Below are 18372 nucleotides of genomic sequence, written 5' to 3' on the forward strand. Positions count from 1 at the left end.
TGGCACTTCAAAGGATTACGTCGTGCTCTCACTTCGATGCGGTGGTCTTGTTTTCCATGTTGACGACCTGCACGCGCCGATTGACCTCCGCCATCGGCTGGGCCGGATCCTTCAGCTTGCTCTTGCCGTAGCCGACGGTGACGAGATCGGTCGCGGAGATGCCGTACTTGTCGACGAGATAGCGCTTGATCGAATCCGCGCGGCGCTCCGACAGGTCCTGATTATAGCCCTCGCCGCCGGCGGCGTCGGTGTGGCCGGCAACCACGAAGGTCGAGCCCTTCAGGTCGGGGCTGGTCAGCGCGCGACCGAGCGCCTGTACCGAGGCGAGCGACTTGGCGCTGATATTGGCCGAGTTGTAGTCGAACGTGATTTCAAGATCGATGTTCGGCTTGTCCTTGGCCACCGACGCGATCTCTTCGCGCTCGGTCGACGAAAGCGAGCGCGTCGAGCGGCCGCGCACGGACTGGATCAGCTTGGTTTCCGCCGCACTGGGCGCGGGATCGGCCTGCGGGGCGATCGAGAGGCCGCGGGTCAACGGCTTCTTCGGCGGCGGCGCCAGCGCGCGGACGATCTCGTCCTCGGTGACGTTCTTGCTGTTGCCGTCGTCGCCCGCGAATGCGAGCGGGGTCGTCAGCGACAGAGCGGCGCCGACCGTGATGATGGACAGGATCGCGGTAAATCCCTTTGCAGCCAATCTCATTGCCAGTCCCTCCTGCGCAGCTGACCCGCGCGGTTCCAAAATTTCTGCAATGGCCCCCGGGAAAGGCCGCCTGCGGCATCCGTCCGTTAGTCTTCCCTGGGCCGCCGAGGGTTCGAGGCGTCTACCACCTCAACTCAAAAAAATACTAGCGTACTCCGTAGCTTGCGAACTCCTGAACAATGTTCGGGTCCATCGCCTTGGCATTGGCGATGTCGAGCGCGCCTTCCTGCGCCGAGCCGTTGCGCTGCTTGGCAATCCCGCGGCCAAAGAGCGAGGAGGTCAGGCGCGGGTTGATCCTCAGGGCTGCGTCGAAATCGGCGATGGCGTTCTTGACCGCTCCCGATTTCAGATTGACGAGCCCCCGGCTGTCCAGCGCATCGACGAAATTCGGCCGCAGCCGCAGCGCCTCGTTGCAATCCTTCAGCGCGCCCTGGAGGTCGCCGACCACGGTGCGGGTCCAGCAGCGGTTGTTCAGCGCCTCGACGTCCTTCGCGTTGATCCGAAGCGTCTCGTCGAAATCCTTGATGGCCAGATTGTAGGCGCCCTTGCTGGCATAGACCTGACCGCGCCGGTACAGCGCGTTTACGTCGTCAGGATTGGCGGCGATCTTGGCCGTCAGGCCCTTGATGGTCGGATCCTCCGCCAGCGCGGCCGCGCTCGGCCCGCTATCCATGCTCGGTGCGGGGGTGGTCTCGGTCGGTTTCACCGGCGGCAAGGCGGCCTCGACCTGCGGTTTCGGCGAGGGCGCCGGCGCCGGTGCTGGAGCAGGCGCCGGTGCCGGAGCAGGTGCCGCTGCCGTGTCAGCCGGCTTCGGCGGCGAAGGCGGTGCGGGCGGAGCCGGCGGTGGGTTGTTGGCGACGACCGGCGGCGATGGCGGCGGTGCCGTCATCGACGGGCGCGATCCGCCGGCGCCAGGAATGAACGAAAAATCCTCGGCGAGCGACGAGGAGATCCACGGCACCTGCTCGCCGCGTGAGGCGCGGGTGACGCCCATCTTGGTGCGGTTCAGCGTCTCCTCGGCCATCAGGTCGGGGACACGGATCTCCTTCAGGAGTTCCTGGACGAACAGGCTGTGCTCGCCGCCCGCGTCCGAGACCACCGAGGCCAGTGCCGCCGAGTACATCACCAGCGTGCCATTCGGCGCGATGACCGGCGTCAGGCCGGCCGAGAAGCTGCGGAACCGGCGCTCGAAGGGATTGCGCCTGGAGGCGTCGACCAGCGCGATCTTGACGCCCGCGCCGCGAGTGTTGAGCTCGCCGAGCACGGTCTCCAGGCTGAAACCGTCGCGGCGCACGTCGGATTCGGTCCAGATCTGCGCATCGATCGGCAGCATATAGCTCTGGCGTGCCGACTGGATGCCGAAGCCGCTGAAGAAGATCAGCGCCACCGAGCCCGGCTTGATCTTGCCATAGAGCTTGTCGAAGGCGCGGCGCATGCCGTCGCCGGTCAGGTTCTCGCCGATTTCAACGGAAAAGCCGTCGCGCTTGAGCTCGTCGGCGACGTCGCGCGCGTCGTTGAGCGGTTCCTTTAGCGGGGCGTCCGCGTCCGGATATTTGGCGTTGCCGATGACCAACGCATAACGGTCGCCAGCGGCCAGGGATGGCGCAACCGGGACGAGCGAAACGAGCAAGGGCAGAAGAAAAAGGAAGCGAATCTTCATAATCAGCGCGGTCCAGCCAAAAAGGCGCCGTTACCAGCCTGCGCCGCGGCGACCTTAACTTACGCAATGTGCATTATCAAACCGCGGAAGGGGGGCGTCAACCGCCTGGAGATTCGGCATTATCGCGACAATTGACCGCGATGCATGGGCGCGCTGGGACGGGAATAAACGGGCTGTCACGTTGGTACTCGGCGCCATCTGGTTCGGCTCTGCGGCAGGATGCTGGAGCAGCCGCGACAAAGAAGATGTGAGGGGTCTCACATAGCAGGCTGGACGCTGTCGCAACCCTCCAGTGTTTGACCTTCGCGGCGGACGATGGCTTGCTGCGCTTGATCGTCCCCGAAGGTCCAACTCAGAAAAGAAAACCATGGGAAACGCCTACGAAATCTACGCCCTGCGTTATGCGACGATGTCGCCCCGCACCCCCAACATGAATTTCCTGGCGCCCGACCCGCATGACAGCGCGGCGCAGGATCTCGACTATTTCGTCTGGCTGATCCGCGGCGGCGGCCGCGACATCCTGGTCGATACCGGCTTCAATGCCGAGGAGGCGAGCGCGCGGGCGCGCAAACTGACGCTCAATCCCGTCGATGCGCTGGAGCGCTTTGGCGTCGCGGCGTCGAGCGTTCGCGACATTATCGTGACGCATCTGCATTACGACCATGCCGGCAATCTCGATCGCTTTCCGAATGCGCGCTTCCATCTCCAGGAGCGCGAGATGGCTTATGCGACGGGGCGCTGCATGTGCAACGGACTGCTGCGACATCCGTTCTCGGTCGAGCACGTCACGCAGATGGTGCGCCATGTCTATGGCGAGCGCGTCGCTTTCTATTCCGGCGATGGCGAGGTCGCGCCCGGCGTCACCGTGCACCGTGTCGGCGGCCATTCCGACGGCTTGCAGGTGGTCAAGGTCGAGACCGCGCGCGGGCCGGTGGTGCTGGCGTCCGATGCCGCGCATTACTACGCCAATCTGCAGCGCAAGAGCCCGTTCCCCATCGTCTACAATATAGGCGACATGGCGCAGGGCTGGGAGACGATCGAACGCCTCGCCGGCCATCCCGACAGGTTCATTCCCGGCCACGATCCGATCGTGACGGAGATCTATCCGCGTGCTAGCGACAAGGTCGATGCCTGGGCGCTGCATTTGCCGCCGTCGCGGTCGTTTGCGAAGTGACGGAATCCGCGGCGTGGTGTCAGCGAGTGCCGGCAGGATCCGCACAAGCAACGATATCGCGGGGAGATTTTCGAGCCGCTACCTCCGGCGGAGAGAATACCGCCAGGTATCCTCCGTCCCCTGCGAGCTTATATGTGGCGACCTCGCGATAGCCGACGGCGGTCAATTCGCAGCGCAAGAGCTCAATTGGCGTGCCATGCTTCGACGTCGGAAGCTCAAGATCGACAATTCCGACCCGTGCATCCCGCTTTAGAGCGGCCGCGAGATTGTAGAGGAAGGCATAGGGTTGGGCTATCTCGTGATACATGTGCACGAGGATTGCAGCATCCAGCGAGGAAGCGGGCAGACGCGGGTCGTGTGGTTCGCCGAGGGCGAATTGCACGTTCGTCAACTTCAGACGTTCTGTTCGCCTGGCGAGCTCGATGAGGTAATCCCGCGTGACGTCCTGGGCAACGACTGAGCCGGCGGGGCCGACGAGGTGCGAGAGCCTGACCGTGTGGTAGCCGCTGCCTGCTCCAATGTCGCCCACTGTCATACCTGGTTTCAGTTCAAGAGCACGTGCGATTTGACCGGCCTCATTGAGGGCGTCTCGGCGCTCTTCGGCGGCGCGGCGCGGGCTGACGATCCGTGCAACAGGGCGCTGTGGTGAGGGAAACTCGTTTGCAGCGACTCCGGGGGAAGCCAGATAACCTATGTCAGCGGCGTATGCGCGAGTTGCGGCAAACGCCGTAAGTAGCGCCGTTATATAAGCCAGTGCCGTGACAGACCTGCCAAGCTTTCTCAATCGGCCTCCCAAAAGCCGACGTCTGCGCCTCTATGAGTACGCGCCCTAATACGCCTCTTTCGCGTCGGCCTCTTCGCTGGTCTGGATCAGGTCGAGGCTCTGTTCGATCTTGCCGAGCAGGGCCGAGAGCTGCTTGCGCTCCTGCGCGGAGAGGCAGGCCAGGATCTCGTCTTCCCGCCGCAGCAATTGCGGGAACAGCTCTTCGTACAGCGCGCGACCCTTCTTCGTCAGTTGCAGGCGGAATTCGCGGCGGTCGGCTTCGTTCTCGACCCGCTCGATCAGCCCCTGGTGCAGCAGTGTGGTCACGGCGCGGCTGATGGTGGATTTGTGCGTGCGGGTGCATTGCGAGATGTATTGCGCGCTACAGGCATCATTGCGGAAGCCGAGCGTGGCGATCACGCGCCAGGCCGGAATATCGAGGCCGTGACGCTCCTGATATTCGACCGCGAGCGCGGAACTCACCTCCGCCGCAAGCCGGTTGAGGCGGAACGGCACGAACTTGAACAAATCGAGCCGCGACTTTGGCCGCAATGAAGTCTCGTCGGCCTCACGTGCCTTCAGCGCGATGTCGCTGGATGTCCTCGCCAAGGCTTGCGCTCCGAATTCCAGTTGACGGCCGGCCGGCTCCGGTCCAAAATAGTTGCACGTGAGACTATCTAGCAGATCAGTCCTCTCTTGACCAGAGCCGAGGTTAGCGCATGGCGCAGGCCAATACGCAGCAGGCCAAAACCCAGTTCGGCTATCGCCGCCACCCCGACCAGGATCGTCCCGGCCACAGCGCGGCCGAGCATCCCGTGGTGGTCGTCGGCGCGGGGCCGGTGGGGCTGTCGCTCGCGATCGACCTGGCCCAGCGCGGCCAGCGCGTCGTCCTGCTGGATGATGCCGACCGGATCGGCGAAGGCTCGCGCGCGATCTGCTTCTCCAAGCGGTCGCTCGAATATTGGGACCGGCTAGGCGTCGGCGACCGCATGGTCGAGAAGGGCGTGGTGTGGAGCGTCGGCCGCATTTTCCATGGCGAGTCGCAGCTCTACCAGTTCAACCTGCTGCCGGAAGACGGTCACAAGCGGCCGGCCTTCATCAATCTCCAGCAATATTACGCCGAGGCCTATCTGGTCGATCGCATCAGTGATCTCCCTGAGATCGATCTGCGCTGGCGCAACAAGGTGACGGCGCTTGAACAGCGCAACGATTCCGCCGCGCTGACGATCGAGACACCGGAGGGCGCCTATCGCCTGCACGCGCAATATGTCGTCGCCTGCGACGGCGCGCGCTCGTCGCTGCGGCAGATGGTCGGCGCCGAGTTCGCGGGACAGGTGTTCGAGGACCAGTTTTTGATCGCCGACGTCAAGATGACCGCGGAATTTCCGACCGAACGCTGGTTCTGGTTCGATCCGCCGTTTCACGCCGGGCGATCTGCGCTGTTGCACCGGCAGCCCGACGATGTCTGGCGCATCGATCTCCAGCTCAATCGCTATGCCGATCCCGTCGTCGAGAAGAAGCCGGAGAACGTGCGGCCGCGGATCGCGCGCATGCTCGGTCACGACAAGTTCGAGTTCGAGTGGATCTCGCTCTACAAATTTCAGTGCCGGAGGATGGATCGCTTCCTCCACGGTCGGGTGATTTTTGCGGGCGATTCCGCGCATCAGGTCTCGCCCTTCGGTGCGCGCGGCGCCAATTCCGGGCTAGAGGACGCGGAGAATCTGTCCTGGAAGCTCGACCGCGTGCTGCGCGGTACCTCGCCCGCGAGCCTGCTCGAAAGCTACCATGTCGAGCGGAGTCTCGCGGCCGACGAGAACATCCGCGAATCGACCCGCTCGACCGATTTCATGGCGCCGAACTCGCATCAGGAAGCGCGGCTGCGCAAGGCGGTGCTGTCGCTGGCCAAGGAAACGGAGTTCGGCAAGCGCATGGTCAATGGCGGGCGGCTCTCGGTGCCGTGCAGCTACGACTCGCCGCTGTCGTCGCCCGATGCCGAGGCGTGGCGCGGCGGACCGTTGCCCGGCTGTTCCATGCTCGACGCCCCCGTCGGCGAGCAGACCTATCTGACGGACGCATTCCGTCGGGGTGGAACGGACTTCACCTTGCTGTCGTTCAGCAATGGCGCGGCGATCGATGCGCCCGATGGCGTGAAGGATATCCCCATCGGCGGCGAGGGCGGTCTTGCCGATCCCTCGGGCCTTGTCGCAAAGCGCTATGCTGCCGAGCCTGATACGGCCTATCTGCTCAGGCCCGACGGCTACGTTGCGGCGCGCTTCCGCCATCCGACGCGTGCGGCGATCGCGGCCGCGTTGTCGCGGGCCCAAGGTTTGAATTGAAAAGGCTTGAATTGAGGATTCGCATGCCGCTTTCAACCAGCTCCAACTTCGCGCGGCCCGACGATGCCTTTCGTGCCATCGTCGAGGCGCACCGCGGCCTCACCGACGAGCAGAGCGCAGATTTCGACGCGGCGCTGGTGCTGATCCTCGCCAACCATATCGGCGACATCGACGTGTTGCGGGAGGCGCTCGTGCTCGCCAAGCGCCGCATGATCGACGGCCAGCAGCAACAACAGCAACAACAATAACCCAAGACCTAAGGATGAATTGATGGCGAAGAACTTCGCATCCACCGGCGATCTCTCCGAGAAGAAGATCACCTTCTCCGAGATCGGCACCGATCTCTACGCTTTCACCGCCGAGGGCGATCCCAATACGGCCGTCATTGTCGGCGACGACGGCTGCCTCGTGTTCGATGCGCAGGCTACGCCGGCGATGGCGAACAAGGTGATCGAGCGCGTGCGCACCGTCACCGACAAGCCGATCAAATATGTCGTGCTGTCGCACTATCACGCCGTGCGCGTGCTGGGCGCCTCCGCCTACAAGGCGCAGGGCATCGTGGCCTCGCAGGAGACCTATCGTCTCATCGAGGAGCGCGGCCAGCAGGATTGGGATTCCGAATATGGCCGCTTCCCGCGGCTGTTCCAGGATGCCGCGAGCATTCCCGGCCTGACCTGGCCGACGCTGACCTTCGAAGGCGAGATGTCGATCTATCTCGGCAAGCGCGAGGTGCGCCTGATGCAGCTCGGCGCCGGCCACACCTCCGGCGACATCGTCGCCTGGGTGCCGGATGCCGAAGTGATGTTCTCCGGCGACCTCATCGAATATCACTCGGCCTGCTATTGCGGCGACGCGCATTTGCGCGAATGGCCGCTGACCCTGAACGAGATCCGCAACTTCAATCCCAAGGCGATCGCGCCGGGTCGCGGCGATGCCCTGAAGGGCACAGCCACCGTGCGCGAAGCCGTCGCGATGACGCGCGACTTCGTCACCTCGCTCTACGGCGCTGCCGAAATCTCGGTCGCCAAAGGGCGTACGCTGAAGGAATCGATGGCGGCGACGCGCGAAGTGATGGATCCGAAATTCCACAGCTTCGCCATCTACGAGCACTGCCTGCCGTTCAACGTGTCGCGCGCCTATGACGAGGCATCGGGGATCGACGACCCCGTGATCTGGACCGACAAGCGCGACCAGGACATGTGGGCCGCCCTGCAAGGAGGAGGATAGTCATGAACGTCAATACCTCGCCTGATCAGATCATCCGCAGCTCGGCGCAGGTCACGCCGGGCTACATGTCCGGCTTCGGCAACAGTTTTGAGACCGAGGCGCTGCCGGGTGCGCTGCCGATCGGGCGCAACTCGCCGCAGCGCTGCGCCTACGGGCTTTACGCCGAGCAGCTTTCCGGCTCGCCCTTCACCGCGCCGCGCGGCACCAACGAGCGCTCCTGGCTCTATCGCATCCGTCCCTCGGTGAAGCATTCCGGCCGCTTCGAGAAGGCCGATGCCGGCCTGTGGCGCTCGGCGCCGTGCCACGAAAACGATTTGCCGATCGCGCAGCTGCGCTGGGATCCGGCGCCGATCCCGAAGGAGGACAAGACCTTCCTTCAGGGCGTGCAGACCATGACGACCGCCGGTGACGTCAACACGCAGGCCGGCATGGCCGCGCATGTCTACCTCATCACCAAGTCGATGGTGGACCAGCACTTCTACAATGCCGACGGCGAGCTGATGTTCGTGCTTCAGCAGGGCAATCTGCGCCTCGTCACCGAGTTCGGCCGCATCGACGCCGAGCCCGGCGAGATCGTTGTGATCCCGCGCGGCGTCAAGTTCCGCGTCGAGATCCCGAATGGCCCTGCGCGCGGTTATCTCTGCGAGAACTACGGCGGCGCCTTCACGCTGCCGGAGCGCGGGCCGATCGGCGCCAATTGCCTCGCCAACGCGCGCGACTTCCTCACCCCGGTCGCGCATTACGAGGACAAGGACACGCCGACCGAGCTCTACGTGAAATGGGGCGGATCGCTGTTCAAGACCACCTTGCCGCATTCGCCGATCGATGTCGTCGCCTGGCACGGCAATTATGCGCCGTACAAATACGATCTGCGCACCTTCTCTCCCGTCGGCGCGATCGGCTTCGATCATCCCGATCCCTCGATCTTCACGGTGCTGACCTCGCCGTCGGAGACGGCGGGCACCGCGAATATCGACTTCGTCATCTTCCCGGAACGCTGGATGGTCGCCGACAACACCTTCCGTCCGCCCTGGTACCACATGAACATCATGAGCGAGTTCATGGGCCTGATCTACGGCGTCTACGATGCCAAGCCGCAGGGTTTTGTCCCGGGCGGCATCTCGCTCCACAATTGCATGCTGCCGCACGGCCCGGACCGCGATGCCTTCGAGCACGCCAGCAACGGCGAATTGAAGCCCGTGAAGCTGACGGGCACCATGGCCTTCATGTTCGAAACCCGCTACCCGCAACGCGTCACCGCGCATGCCGCCAATTCCGCGACGTTGCAGGACGATTACGCGGACTGCTGGAAGGGCCTGGAGAAGCGCTTCGATCCGAACAAGCCGTAGTGTTGCTTACCCTCCCCTGGAGGGGGAGGGTCGCTCGCGCCAGCGAGCGGGGTGGGGCGAAGGTCTCTCCGCGAGCAACACCGCCCGTGTTGAGAGATCACCCCACCCCGTCTCATATTTCGCTGCGCTCAACATGAGCCGACCCTCCCCCTCCAGGGGAGGGTGACACCGTCACCGCTGCGCCACGGGAAACCCAATGCCCCACCCCAACGACCCCAGCCTCCGCTCCTTCATCGAGGTCGATCCTGCCTCCGATTTCCCGATCCAGAACCTGCCCTATGGCGTGTTCTCGACCGCGGCGAATCCGACGCCGCGGGTCGGCGTCGCGATCGGCAATTACGTGCTCGATCTCTGGGAGCTCGAGCAGGACTCGCGGCTCGATGTCGGTTCGCTCGGTGTGTTCTCCGGGGCCTCGCTCGATCCCTTCATGGCGCTGGGGCCAAAGGTCTGGGAGAAAACGCGGGCGCGGATCAGCGAGCTGCTGCGCCATGACCATCCTGAGCTGCGCGACAATGAGGATCTGCGCAAGCAGGCGCTGGTGCCGATGCGCGATGCAAAGCTGCATCTGCCGTTCGCTGTCTCGGGCTACACCGATTTCTATTCGTCGAAAGAACACGCCACCAATGTCGGCGTGATGTTCCGGGGCAAGGACAATGCGCTGCAGCCGAACTGGCTGCATATGCCGATCGCCTATAACGGCCGCGCTTCCACAGTTGTGGTTTCCGGCACCAGGGTGAAGCGGCCGCGCGGGCAGCTGAAGCCGCCGAATGTCGAGGTGCCGAGCTTCGGACCGTGCAAGCGGCTCGATTTCGAGCTGGAAATGGGCGTCGTGGTCGGCCAGTCCTCGCCGATGGGCGGCATGCTGACCGAGCAGCAGGCCGAAGAGATGATCTTCGGCTTCGTGCTGCTCAACGACTGGAGCGCACGCGATATCCAGCAATGGGAATATGTGCCGCTTGGCCCCTTCCTGGCAAAAGCCTTCGCGACCTCGATCAGCCCGTGGGTGGTGACGCGCGAGGCGCTGGAGCCGTTTCGGTTGCAGGGACCGGAGCAGGTGCCGGTGCCGCTGGATTATCTCAAGCAGGCGAAGCCGCAGAACTACGACATCGCGCTCGACGTGTCCTTGCGCGCGGCCGGCGCCAATGCGCCCGCCAGCATCAGCCGCACCAACTTCAAATACATGTACTGGTCCTCGGTGCAGCAGTTGATGCACCACGCCTCCAGCGGCTGCGCCATGAATGTCGGCGATCTCCTCGGGAGCGGCACCATTTCCGGCCCGGAGAAGAACCAGCGCGGCAGCCTCCTGGAGATCAGCTGGAACGGCACCGAGCCGGCCGAACTCCCCGGTGGCACTAAGCGCTCGTTCCTGGAAGACGGCGACAGCCTCGTCATGCGCGGCTGGTGCCAGGGCAACGGCTACCGCGTTGGGTTTGGCGAGGTTGAGGGGACGATTTTGGCGGCGGAGTGATCTCCTGCCGGCTATAGGTCAAGGCCAGCCTTGTCGAGCTCAGTTCTCATTCGAGCTGAAAAATCGACAATCTGCTGCTTATCGAAATTGCAGTACGTTGGGAGAGATTTATCAGGGACGTGCTGCACCAGCGCCGCGCCGACCCGAATTATGTACTTAAGTTCTTCCGGCGTTACTTCAATCTGCATTTGCTAGCGCTCCTCCGGCGGCACGCCTTTCACCCGCGCGCAATGCGCCGCGACGTCTTCCACAGTGTACTTCAAATGCACCCGCTTGTCGGACGGCGCCTGCTTCGTCGTGCACACTCCCGGCCGCCATTCCTGCGTGGGGCGGATCGGGCGCGGGGCAAAGCCGCCGCCGCAGTTCGGACAGACGTTGGAGAGCTTTGTTTCCACGCAATCCGCGCAGAACGTGCATTCATAGGAGCAGATCCGCGCATCCGTTGCATCAGGTGGCAGGTCGCGGTCGCAATATTCGCAGTTCGGTCGAAGCTGGAGGGCCATGGCTGAATCTCCCGGATTGGCTAGATCATCGCAGATCGCACACGCAGCGCGAATGCCGTAGTTCCCTCGATTTCAGCCGGGCTTGATCTCCTTGAGCGGCAGCTTGGAGCTTTCCTTCAGCCGATCAAGCACGATCGAGGAGCGCACATGCGCCACGCTCTGGTGCGGCATCAGCACGTCGTTGACGAGGTTGGAGAGACCCTTGAGATCGCGGAGAACGGCCTTCAGCACGTAATCGGCGTCGCCCGTCAGCGAATAGGCTTCCTGGATCTCGTCGATGCGGTTGACCAAGGCGCGGAAGCGTTTCGAATTGTCCGGCGAGTGGGTCGCGAGCCCCACCTGGATAAAGGCGATCACACCGAAGCCCAGCGCCTCGCTGGAGAGATCGGCGTGATAGCCTGAGATCACCTTCTCCTCCTCCAGCCGCATCCGCCGCCGCGAGCATTGCGAGGCCGAGAGCCCCGCGAGATCGGCGAGCTCCTGGTTGGTGAGGCGGCCGTCATCCTGGAGCGCGCCCAGGATCTTGAGGTCGAATGCGTCTACGGAGATCATGCGTCATTTATCCATTTCATGCACGAACCGTGCATATGATAGCCAAAATGCGGCCCGTTTGCACGCTCATTGCACGCCCGGTGAAGGATAGTTCATGGCAGCAGCAATTGGAGAGCACCATGGGTCCGTTTCCGCACGATGCACCGCCGGCCACCGTCACCGCCGACAATCCGATGGGCAGCGACGGGTTCGAGTTCGTCGAATATGCGCATCCCAATCCGGAAGAGCTGCACGCGCTGTTCAAGCTGATGGGCTATGCGCCCGTCGCCCGCCACAAGAGCAAGAAGATCACGGTCTATCGCCAGGGCGACATCAACTATCTCGTCAACGAGGAGCCCGGCACCCACGGCTTCGACTTCGTCGCCGCGCACGGCCCCTGCGCGCCGTCGATGGCGTTTCGCGTGGTCGATGCGAAGGCGGCCTATGACCGTGCGATCGCGCTAGGCGCCGAACCTGCCGGTGTGTCGTCGGCGCAGAAGACGCTCGATGTGCCCGCGATCAAGGGCATCGGCGGCAGCCTGCTCTATTTCGTCGATCGCTACGGCGCCAAGGGCTCGGCCTATGATGCCGAGTTCGAGTGGCTGGGCGCACGCGATCCCAAGCCCGTCGGCGCCGGCCTGTTCTATCTCGACCACCTCACCCACAACGTCCATCGCGGCCGCATGGATGTGTGGACGGGCTTCTACCAAAAGCTGTTCAACTTCCGCCAGATCCGCTTCTTCGACATCGAGGGCCGCGCCTCCGGCCTGTTCTCGCGTGCGCTGACCAGCCCCGACGGCAAGATCCGGATTCCGATCAACGAGGACGCCGGCGATTCCGGCCAGATCGAGGAATATCTGAATATCTATCGCGGCGAAGGCATCCAGCACATCGCCTGCGGTTGCCGCGATATCCACGCCACCATCGAAGGCCTGCGCGAGGCCGGTCTGCCCTTCATGCCGTCGCCGCCCGAGACCTATTTCGAGCGGATCGACGCGCGCCTGCCCAAGCACGGCGAGGACGTCGCACGCCTCCAGACCAACGGCATCCTGATCGACGGCGAAGGCGTGGTCGACGGCGGCCAGACCAAGGTGCTGCTGCAGATCTTCTCCGCCAACGCGATCGGCCCGATCTTCTTCGAGTTCATCCAGCGCAAGGGCGACGACGGCTTTGGCGAGGGCAACTTCAAGGCCCTGTTCGAGTCGATCGAGGAAGATCAGATCCGGCGCGGGGTGTTGAAGGTGGATAACGCTGCGTAAGGTCTTAGCCTCACGCACACTGCCGTAGGGTGGGCAAAGCGAAGCGTGCCCACGACTTCTTTGTCTCTCACGGAAAGATGGTGGGCACGGCGCTTCGCGCCTTTGCCCACCCTACGAGATCTTCGCCTGGGCTAGATCTATTTCTTCCACGCAGCCGTCACCGCACCAATTTCCGCGCCCTCCGGCTCCCGCACCGCAGACGGCGTACGAGAGAATCTTGGCGCGGGCGCGGGCTGCTTCACGCCGTGGCGCTCGAGGAAGACGTTGCGGGCGACCATGTGCGGATGCTCGGTCGCTTCCGACATGGTCAGCACCGGCGCGAAGCAGATGTCGGTGCCTTCCATGATCCTGCACCAGTCCTCGCGGGTCTTGCTCTTGAACACGGCCTGCAATTTCTGCTTCAGCGCGGGCCAGGCCTTGCGGTCCATCTGCGCGTCGAAATCGGCATCGGTCAGGCCAGCGTGCTCGCGGAGCAGCGCGTAGAACTGCGGCTCGATCGAGCCGATCGAGACGAAATGGCCACAGGCGCATTCGTAGACGCCATAGAAATGCGCGCCGCCGTCGAGGAAGTTCTGGTTGCGGCCTTCAGTCCAGCGGCCGATCGTGGTCATGTCGAAGAAGAACGACATCAGCGAGGCCGCGCCGTCGCACATCGCGGCGTCCACGACTTGGCCCTTGCCGGATCTCTGCGCTTCCAAAAGGGCCGCGAGCACGCCGACGACGAGATAGAGCGCACCGCCGCCGAAATCGCCGACCAAATTGAGCGGCGGCACCGGGGCTTCCTTGGTGCCGATCGCGGCGAGCGCACCGGTGATCGAGATGTAATTAATGTCGTGGCCGGCGGCGTTGGCGAGCGGGCCTTCCTGGCCCCAGCCGGTCATGCGGCCGTAGACGAGTTTGGGATTGCGCGCGAGCACGACGTCCGGGCCGAGCCCAAGCCGCTCCATCACGCCGGGACGAAAGCCCTCGACCAATGCATCGGCGCTGGCAAGCAGGTCGAGCACCTCTGCGATCGCCGCTTTGTCCTTGAGGTCGAGCTCGATCACCTTGCGACCGCGGCCCGCGACCGACTTCATGCTTTTCTTCGCACCGACGCGATCGAGCGTGACGACATCGGCCCCCATGTCGGCCAGCATCATGCAGGCGAACGGGCCGGGTCCGATGCCGGCGAATTCGACGACACGGAAGCCCGAGAGCGGGCCGGAGGCGCGGACGGAGGAGGTGGGCGCTGGTTTATCGAGCACGTTGTTGTTTCCTCGGGTCGCCGGCGAATGCCGGTGGTCCGGCGATCGCTTTTGACGTTCCTCTTCGGGGGCGAGTTAATTGGCTGATTAACTTTTCTCGCCTTCATGTCCGCGAGGCAAGCGGTTTTCATGCATGGGCGCATAATAAAAGCGGCGCGCATTGCTGCGCGCCGCGGAAGATTTGTGTTGAGGCGCTAAGGCGCGACGCGCTGTCGCGCTTTATCGACGCGATCAGCCCGCGGCGGCCACCGCGCGCTGCGCCATCACCTTGACGAGGTTGGCGCGGTATTCCGCGGTGCCGTGGATATCGGCCAGCAATCCGCTCGCCGGAATGCTGACATTGTCGAGCGCCGACGGCGACCAGTTCGCCTTCAGCGCGGCTTCGATGGCGGGCACCCGCATCACGCCGCTCTGCGAGGCGCCGGTGGCGGCAACGCGGATCTCGCCCGACTTCGTCTGCGCGACGAACACGGCGGTCAGCGCGAAGCGTGAGGCCGGGTGCCGCATTTTTTCGTAGCCCGCCTTCGCCGGCACGGGGAACGACACCGCGGTGATGATCTCTCCGTCTTCCAGCGCCGTCGTGAACAGGCCCTGGAAGAAGTCCTCGGCCGAGATCGACCGCTTGTTGGTCTTGACGGTGGCACCGAGCGCCAGCAGCGCCGCCGGATAGTCCGCGGCGGGATCGTTGTTGGCGATCGAGCCGCCGATCGTGCCGCGATAACGCACGGCGGGATCGCCGAGCACCGAGGTGAGATAGGCGATCGCGGGGATCGCCTTCTTCACATCGGCATTCTGCATGATGTCGTAATAGGTCGTGCCGGCCTTGATGGTCAGCACGTCGCCCGAGAGCTCGACGCCCTGCAGCTCCTTGATCTTGCCGAGGTCGATCACGTCGGACGGGCTGGCGAGCCGCTGCTTCATGACCGGCAGCAACGTCTGGCCGCCGGCGAGGAATTTCGCCTCGCTGCTCTTGCCGAACAGGGCGACGGCCTCGTCGACCGAGGAGGGGCGATGATAAGTGGTCTGGTACATCTTGTTGCTCCTCTCAGGCCGCGTGGATCGTGCGCCACACCCGGTCCGGGGTTGCGGGCATTTCCAGGTTGTTCTTGCCGATCGCATCCGTGATCGCGTTGATCACGGCCGCAGAGGCGCCGATCGCGCCGGCCTCACCGCAGCCCTTGATGCCCAAGGGATTGCCCGGGCACAGCGTCGTGGTGTGGGAGAGGTTGAACGAGGGCAGGTCGTCGGCGCGCGGCATGGAGTAGTCCATGAACGAGGCCGTGACGGGCTGGCCGTTGGCATCGTAGATGGCGTGCTCGAGCAGCGCCTGCCCGATGCCCTGGGCAAGGCCGCCATGGACCTGTCCCTCGACGATCATCGGGTTGATCAGCCGGCCGAAATCGTCGGCCGCGACGAAGTTGACGAAGGAGGTCTTGCCGGTGCCCGGATCGACCTCGAGTTCGCAGATGTAGGCGCCGGCCGGGAAGGTGAAGTTGGAGGGGTCGTAGAAGGCGCTTTCCTTCAGGCCCGGCTCCATCCCGTCAGGCAGATTGTGCGCGGTGTAGGCCGCGAGCGCGACCATCGGGAAGGCGATCGCCTTGTCGGTACCGGCCACCTTGAACTCGCCGTTCTCGATGACGATGTCGCCCTCGGACGCTTCGAGCGCATGCGCTGCGATCTTCTTGGCCTTGGATTCCATCTTCTCCATTGCCTTCAGGATCGCGGTGAGACCGACGGCCGCGGAGCGCGAGCCGTAGGTGCCCATGCCGAACTGCACCTTGTCGGTGTCGCCATGGACGATCGAGACCTGGCTGATGGGAACGCCCAAGCGCTCCGCGACGAGCTGGCAGAACGTCGTCTCGTGACCCTGGCCATGGCTGTGTGAGCCCGTCAGGATCTCGATGGTGCCGACCGGGTTGACCCGCACTTCGGCGGATTCCCATAAGCCGACGCCGGCGCCGAGGCTGCCGACGGCCTTAGACGGCGCGATGCCGCAGGCCTCGATGTAGCAGGACACGCCGATGCCGCGCAGCTTGCCGTCCGCCTTCGCCTTGGCCTTACGGGCGGCGAAGCCGGCATAGTCGATCGCCTTCATCGCCGCGTCGAGCGAGGCGTTAAAGTCACCGGTGTCGTAGGCCATGATCACCGGCGTCTGGTGCGGGAACTGGGTGATGAAGTTGGTCCGGCGCAGCTGGGCCGGATCGACCTTCAACTGCCGCGCGGCCGTCTCCATCAGCCGCTCGATCAAATAGCTCGCCTCGGGGCGGCCCGCGCCGCGATAGGCGTCGACCGGCGTGGTGTTGGTGTAGACCCCGACCACCTCGGCATGGATCGCCGGGATGTTGTACTGGCCCGACAGCAGCGTCGCGTAGAGATAGGTCGGCACCGACGAGGAGAACAGCGACATATAGGCGCCGAAATTGGCGTAGGTCTTCACCTTCAACCCGGTGATCTTGTTGTTGGCGTCGAACGCCATCTCGGCATGGGTGACGTGGTCACGGCCATGCGCATCGGTGAGGAAGGCCTCGGTGCGGTCGCCGGTCCATTTTACCGGGCGGCCAACCTTCTTCGAGGCCCACAGAGCCACCATCTCCTCGGGATAGATGAAGATTTTTGAGCCGAAGCCGCCGCCGACATCGGGGGCGATCACGCGCAGCTTGTGCTCGGGGGCGATGTTGTAGAACGCCGACAGCACGAGGCGGGCGACGTGCGGGTTCTGCGACGTGGTATAGAGAGTGAAGTGCTCTTCCGCCGCGTCATAGTCGGCGATCGCCGCGCGCGGCTCCATCGCGTTCGGCGCAAGGCGGTTGTTGGTGACGTCGAGCTTGACGACATTGGCGGCCTTGGCGAAGGCGGCATCCGTCGCGCCCTCGTCGCCGATCACCCAGTCATAGACCTGGTTGCCGGGGGCCTCGGGGTGAAGCTGCGGCGCGCCGGCCTTGATTGCGGCGTGGATATCGGCGACCGCCGGCAGCTCTTCATAATCCACGACCACGGCTTCGGCCGCGTCGTGGGCCAGGTTCTTGCTGTCGGCGATCACGACCGCGACGGCCTGGCCGACGAAGCGCACCGTTTCCGGCGCCATCGCGGGCCATGCGCCCATCTTCATCGGGCTGCCGTCCTTGGAGGTGATAGCCCAGCCGCAGATGAGATTGCCGACCTTGTCGTCGACGATCTCTTGTCCGGTGAGCACTGCGACCACGCCCGGCATCTTCAGCGCGGCGGAAGAATCGATCTTCTTCACCTTGGCGTGCGCATGCGGGCTTCTGATGAAATGGGCATGGGTCATGCCCTGCAATTTGATGTCGTCGACGTAACGGCCCTTGCCGGTAATGAAACGCTTGTCTTCCTTGCGCACGACGCGCGCGCCGATGCCTTCAACACCCATGTCTGGTCCTCCCGACCGGAATTGTCTTGACTGCGCTTTCCCTCGAAAGCAGCAGCGGTGGTTCTTTATTCGAGGCGGGCCGCTTTACTCGGCCGCCTGCGAGACCTTCATGCGCCCGGCTGCATCCAGCACGGCCTTGACGATGTTGTGGTAGCCGGTGCAGCGGCAGATGTTGCCTTCGAGCTCCTGGCGCACGGTGGTCTCATCGAGCTGGCCGCCATGGCGATGCACGATGTCGATCGCCGACATGATCATGCCCGGCGTGCAATAGCCGCATTGCAGGCCGTGATTGTCGCGGAAGGCGGCCTGCATCGGGTGCAGCTCGTCGCCCTTGGCGATGCCTTCGATGGTGGTGACGCTGGCGCCGTCGGCCTGGCCCGCCAGCATGGTGCAGGATTTCACCGCCCGGCCGTCCACGTGCACGACGCAAGCGCCGCACTGGCTGGTGTCGCAGCCGACATGGGTCCCGGTGAGGTTGAGGTGATCGCGCAGGAGCTGGACCAGCAGCGTGCGGTCCTCGACGTCGACGGCAACGGCCTTGCCGTTCACCGTCAGTTTGACTGTAGACACGGAACATACCTCCCCGGATTGATTTTGATTGTTTCTAATTAGAGACCGCCGCCCCCGGACTTTGCAACTAGGATTTTGGTCACGCCGGTCATGGAAAAGTCATCGATCCTGACGAGCGGGCAATGACTTGGGCGGGCGAAGTGGGTCGATCGCCGCAAAATGGTCGGCCCATGTGGGATGCCAGCCGTCATCCGATCCGG

At 64.0% G+C, this 18372-nt stretch carries 18 protein-coding genes; 7 read left to right on the forward strand and 11 right to left on the reverse strand.

Annotation, left to right across the window (positions count from 1 at the left end; all coding sequences use genetic code 11):
• Positions 1-28: 28 nt before the first annotated feature.
• Positions 29-700, reverse strand: coding sequence for an OmpA family protein (locus ACKWRH_RS02650; RefSeq protein ID WP_166346490.1), 672 nt, complete (start codon positions 698-700; stop codon positions 29-31).
• 145 nt (positions 701-845) lie between these two features.
• Positions 846-2360, reverse strand: coding sequence for a caspase family protein (locus ACKWRH_RS02655; RefSeq protein ID WP_445219207.1), 1515 nt, complete (start codon positions 2358-2360; stop codon positions 846-848).
• A gap of 367 nt (positions 2361-2727) precedes the next feature.
• Between ACKWRH_RS02655 and ACKWRH_RS02660 the strand changes: the two genes are divergently transcribed.
• Positions 2728-3534, forward strand: coding sequence for an N-acyl homoserine lactonase family protein (locus ACKWRH_RS02660; RefSeq protein ID WP_445219208.1), 807 nt, complete (start codon positions 2728-2730; stop codon positions 3532-3534).
• Positions 3535-3553: 19 nt separating this feature from the next.
• Here ACKWRH_RS02660 and ACKWRH_RS02665 read toward each other — a convergent pair whose 3' ends face one another.
• Entirely contained in the window at positions 3554-4279 is a 726-nt protein-coding gene (locus ACKWRH_RS02665; protein ID WP_445222610.1) for a class I SAM-dependent methyltransferase, read from the reverse strand.
• 84 nt (positions 4280-4363) lie between these two features.
• Positions 4364-4906, reverse strand: a complete 543-nt coding sequence (locus ACKWRH_RS02670) for a MarR family winged helix-turn-helix transcriptional regulator (RefSeq protein WP_445219209.1) — start codon at positions 4904-4906, stop codon at positions 4364-4366.
• A gap of 110 nt (positions 4907-5016) precedes the next feature.
• On the opposite strand from ACKWRH_RS02670, the gene ACKWRH_RS02675 reads away from it, so the two are divergent.
• The 5 genes from ACKWRH_RS02675 to fahA all read left to right on the forward strand — a co-directional run bounded on the left by ACKWRH_RS02675 (position 5017) and on the right by fahA (position 10677).
• Positions 5017-6633, forward strand: coding sequence for an FAD-dependent oxidoreductase (locus ACKWRH_RS02675; protein ID WP_445219210.1), 1617 nt, complete (start codon positions 5017-5019; stop codon positions 6631-6633).
• A 23-nt stretch (positions 6634-6656) separates the two neighbouring features.
• Positions 6657-6881 carry a DUF2783 domain-containing protein gene (locus ACKWRH_RS02680; RefSeq protein WP_008137646.1) on the forward strand — a complete coding sequence of 75 codons (225 nt, stop codon included), beginning with the start codon at positions 6657-6659 and terminating at the stop codon, positions 6879-6881.
• Positions 6882-6903: 22 nt separating this feature from the next.
• Positions 6904-7860, forward strand: coding sequence for an MBL fold metallo-hydrolase (locus ACKWRH_RS02685; protein WP_445219211.1), 957 nt, complete (start codon positions 6904-6906; stop codon positions 7858-7860).
• A 2-nt stretch (positions 7861-7862) separates the two neighbouring features.
• Positions 7863-9209: a homogentisate 1,2-dioxygenase gene (gene hmgA, locus ACKWRH_RS02690; RefSeq protein ID WP_445219212.1), complete on the forward strand. Its 1347-nt coding sequence runs from the start codon at positions 7863-7865 to the stop codon at positions 9207-9209.
• 196 nt (positions 9210-9405) lie between these two features.
• Positions 9406-10677, forward strand: a complete 1272-nt coding sequence (gene fahA / locus ACKWRH_RS02695; RefSeq protein ID WP_445219213.1) for a fumarylacetoacetase — start codon at positions 9406-9408, stop codon at positions 10675-10677.
• 11 nt (positions 10678-10688) lie between these two features.
• Here the strand turns inward: fahA and ACKWRH_RS02700 are convergent, their stop codons facing one another.
• The 3 genes from ACKWRH_RS02700 to ACKWRH_RS02710 all read right to left on the reverse strand — a co-directional run bounded on the left by ACKWRH_RS02700 (position 10689) and on the right by ACKWRH_RS02710 (position 11732).
• Positions 10689-10865 carry a hypothetical protein gene (locus tag ACKWRH_RS02700; protein WP_445219214.1) on the reverse strand — a complete coding sequence of 59 codons (177 nt, stop codon included), beginning with the start codon at positions 10863-10865 and terminating at the stop codon, positions 10689-10691.
• Between the two features lie 3 nt (positions 10866-10868).
• Positions 10869-11180, reverse strand: a complete 312-nt coding sequence (locus tag ACKWRH_RS02705) for a DUF1272 domain-containing protein (RefSeq protein WP_445219215.1) — start codon at positions 11178-11180, stop codon at positions 10869-10871.
• Positions 11181-11252: 72 nt separating this feature from the next.
• Positions 11253-11732, reverse strand: coding sequence for an Lrp/AsnC family transcriptional regulator (locus ACKWRH_RS02710; RefSeq protein ID WP_027577470.1), 480 nt, complete (start codon positions 11730-11732; stop codon positions 11253-11255).
• 119 nt (positions 11733-11851) lie between these two features.
• On the opposite strand from ACKWRH_RS02710, the gene hppD reads away from it, so the two are divergent.
• A complete protein-coding gene (gene hppD / locus ACKWRH_RS02715) occupies positions 11852-12970 on the forward strand; it encodes a 4-hydroxyphenylpyruvate dioxygenase (RefSeq protein ID WP_445219216.1) in 1119 nt (372 codons plus the stop codon).
• Between the two features lie 137 nt (positions 12971-13107).
• Here hppD and ACKWRH_RS02720 read toward each other — a convergent pair whose 3' ends face one another.
• From ACKWRH_RS02720 to ACKWRH_RS02735, 4 genes are all read right to left on the reverse strand, one after another.
• Positions 13108-14214, reverse strand: a complete 1107-nt coding sequence (locus tag ACKWRH_RS02720; protein WP_445219217.1) for a CaiB/BaiF CoA transferase family protein — start codon at positions 14212-14214, stop codon at positions 13108-13110.
• A gap of 231 nt (positions 14215-14445) precedes the next feature.
• Positions 14446-15246: an FAD binding domain-containing protein gene (locus ACKWRH_RS02725; RefSeq protein WP_445219218.1), complete on the reverse strand. Its 801-nt coding sequence runs from the start codon at positions 15244-15246 to the stop codon at positions 14446-14448.
• A 13-nt stretch (positions 15247-15259) separates the two neighbouring features.
• The gene (locus ACKWRH_RS02730; RefSeq protein ID WP_445219219.1) at positions 15260-17602 is read right to left on the reverse strand and encodes a xanthine dehydrogenase family protein molybdopterin-binding subunit; all 2343 of its coding nucleotides are present in this window, start codon (positions 17600-17602) and stop codon (positions 15260-15262) included.
• Positions 17603-17686: 84 nt separating this feature from the next.
• The gene (locus tag ACKWRH_RS02735; protein ID WP_445219220.1) at positions 17687-18172 is read right to left on the reverse strand and encodes a (2Fe-2S)-binding protein; all 486 of its coding nucleotides are present in this window, start codon (positions 18170-18172) and stop codon (positions 17687-17689) included.
• Positions 18173-18372 lie beyond the last annotated feature (200 nt).

This window comes from Bradyrhizobium sp. Pa8 (genome assembly GCF_052588265.1).

Coding starts and splice junctions, on each gene's coding strand:
- ACKWRH_RS02650 (WP_166346490.1), bottom strand. CDS start 700: ATGAGATTGGCTGCAAAGGGATTTACCGCGATCCTGTCCATCATCACG.
- ACKWRH_RS02655 (WP_445219207.1), bottom strand. CDS start 2,360: ATGAAGATTCGCTTCCTTTTTCTTCTGCCCTTGCTCGTTTCGCTCGTC.
- ACKWRH_RS02660 (WP_445219208.1), top strand. CDS start 2,728: ATGGGAAACGCCTACGAAATCTACGCCCTGCGTTATGCGACGATGTCG.
- ACKWRH_RS02675 (WP_445219210.1), top strand. CDS start 5,017: ATGGCGCAGGCCAATACGCAGCAGGCCAAAACCCAGTTCGGCTATCGC.
- ACKWRH_RS02680 (WP_008137646.1), top strand. CDS start 6,657: ATGCCGCTTTCAACCAGCTCCAACTTCGCGCGGCCCGACGATGCCTTT.
- ACKWRH_RS02685 (WP_445219211.1), top strand. CDS start 6,904: ATGGCGAAGAACTTCGCATCCACCGGCGATCTCTCCGAGAAGAAGATC.
- hmgA (WP_445219212.1), top strand. CDS start 7,863: ATGAACGTCAATACCTCGCCTGATCAGATCATCCGCAGCTCGGCGCAG.
- fahA (WP_445219213.1), top strand. CDS start 9,406: ATGCCCCACCCCAACGACCCCAGCCTCCGCTCCTTCATCGAGGTCGAT.
- ACKWRH_RS02700 (WP_445219214.1), bottom strand. CDS start 10,865: ATGCAGATTGAAGTAACGCCGGAAGAACTTAAGTACATAATTCGGGTC.
- ACKWRH_RS02705 (WP_445219215.1), bottom strand. CDS start 11,180: ATGGCCCTCCAGCTTCGACCGAACTGCGAATATTGCGACCGCGACCTG.
- ACKWRH_RS02710 (WP_027577470.1), bottom strand. CDS start 11,732: ATGATCTCCGTAGACGCATTCGACCTCAAGATCCTGGGCGCGCTCCAG.
- hppD (WP_445219216.1), top strand. CDS start 11,852: ATGGGTCCGTTTCCGCACGATGCACCGCCGGCCACCGTCACCGCCGAC.
- ACKWRH_RS02725 (WP_445219218.1), bottom strand. CDS start 15,246: ATGTACCAGACCACTTATCATCGCCCCTCCTCGGTCGACGAGGCCGTC.
- ACKWRH_RS02730 (WP_445219219.1), bottom strand. CDS start 17,602: ATGGGTGTTGAAGGCATCGGCGCGCGCGTCGTGCGCAAGGAAGACAAG.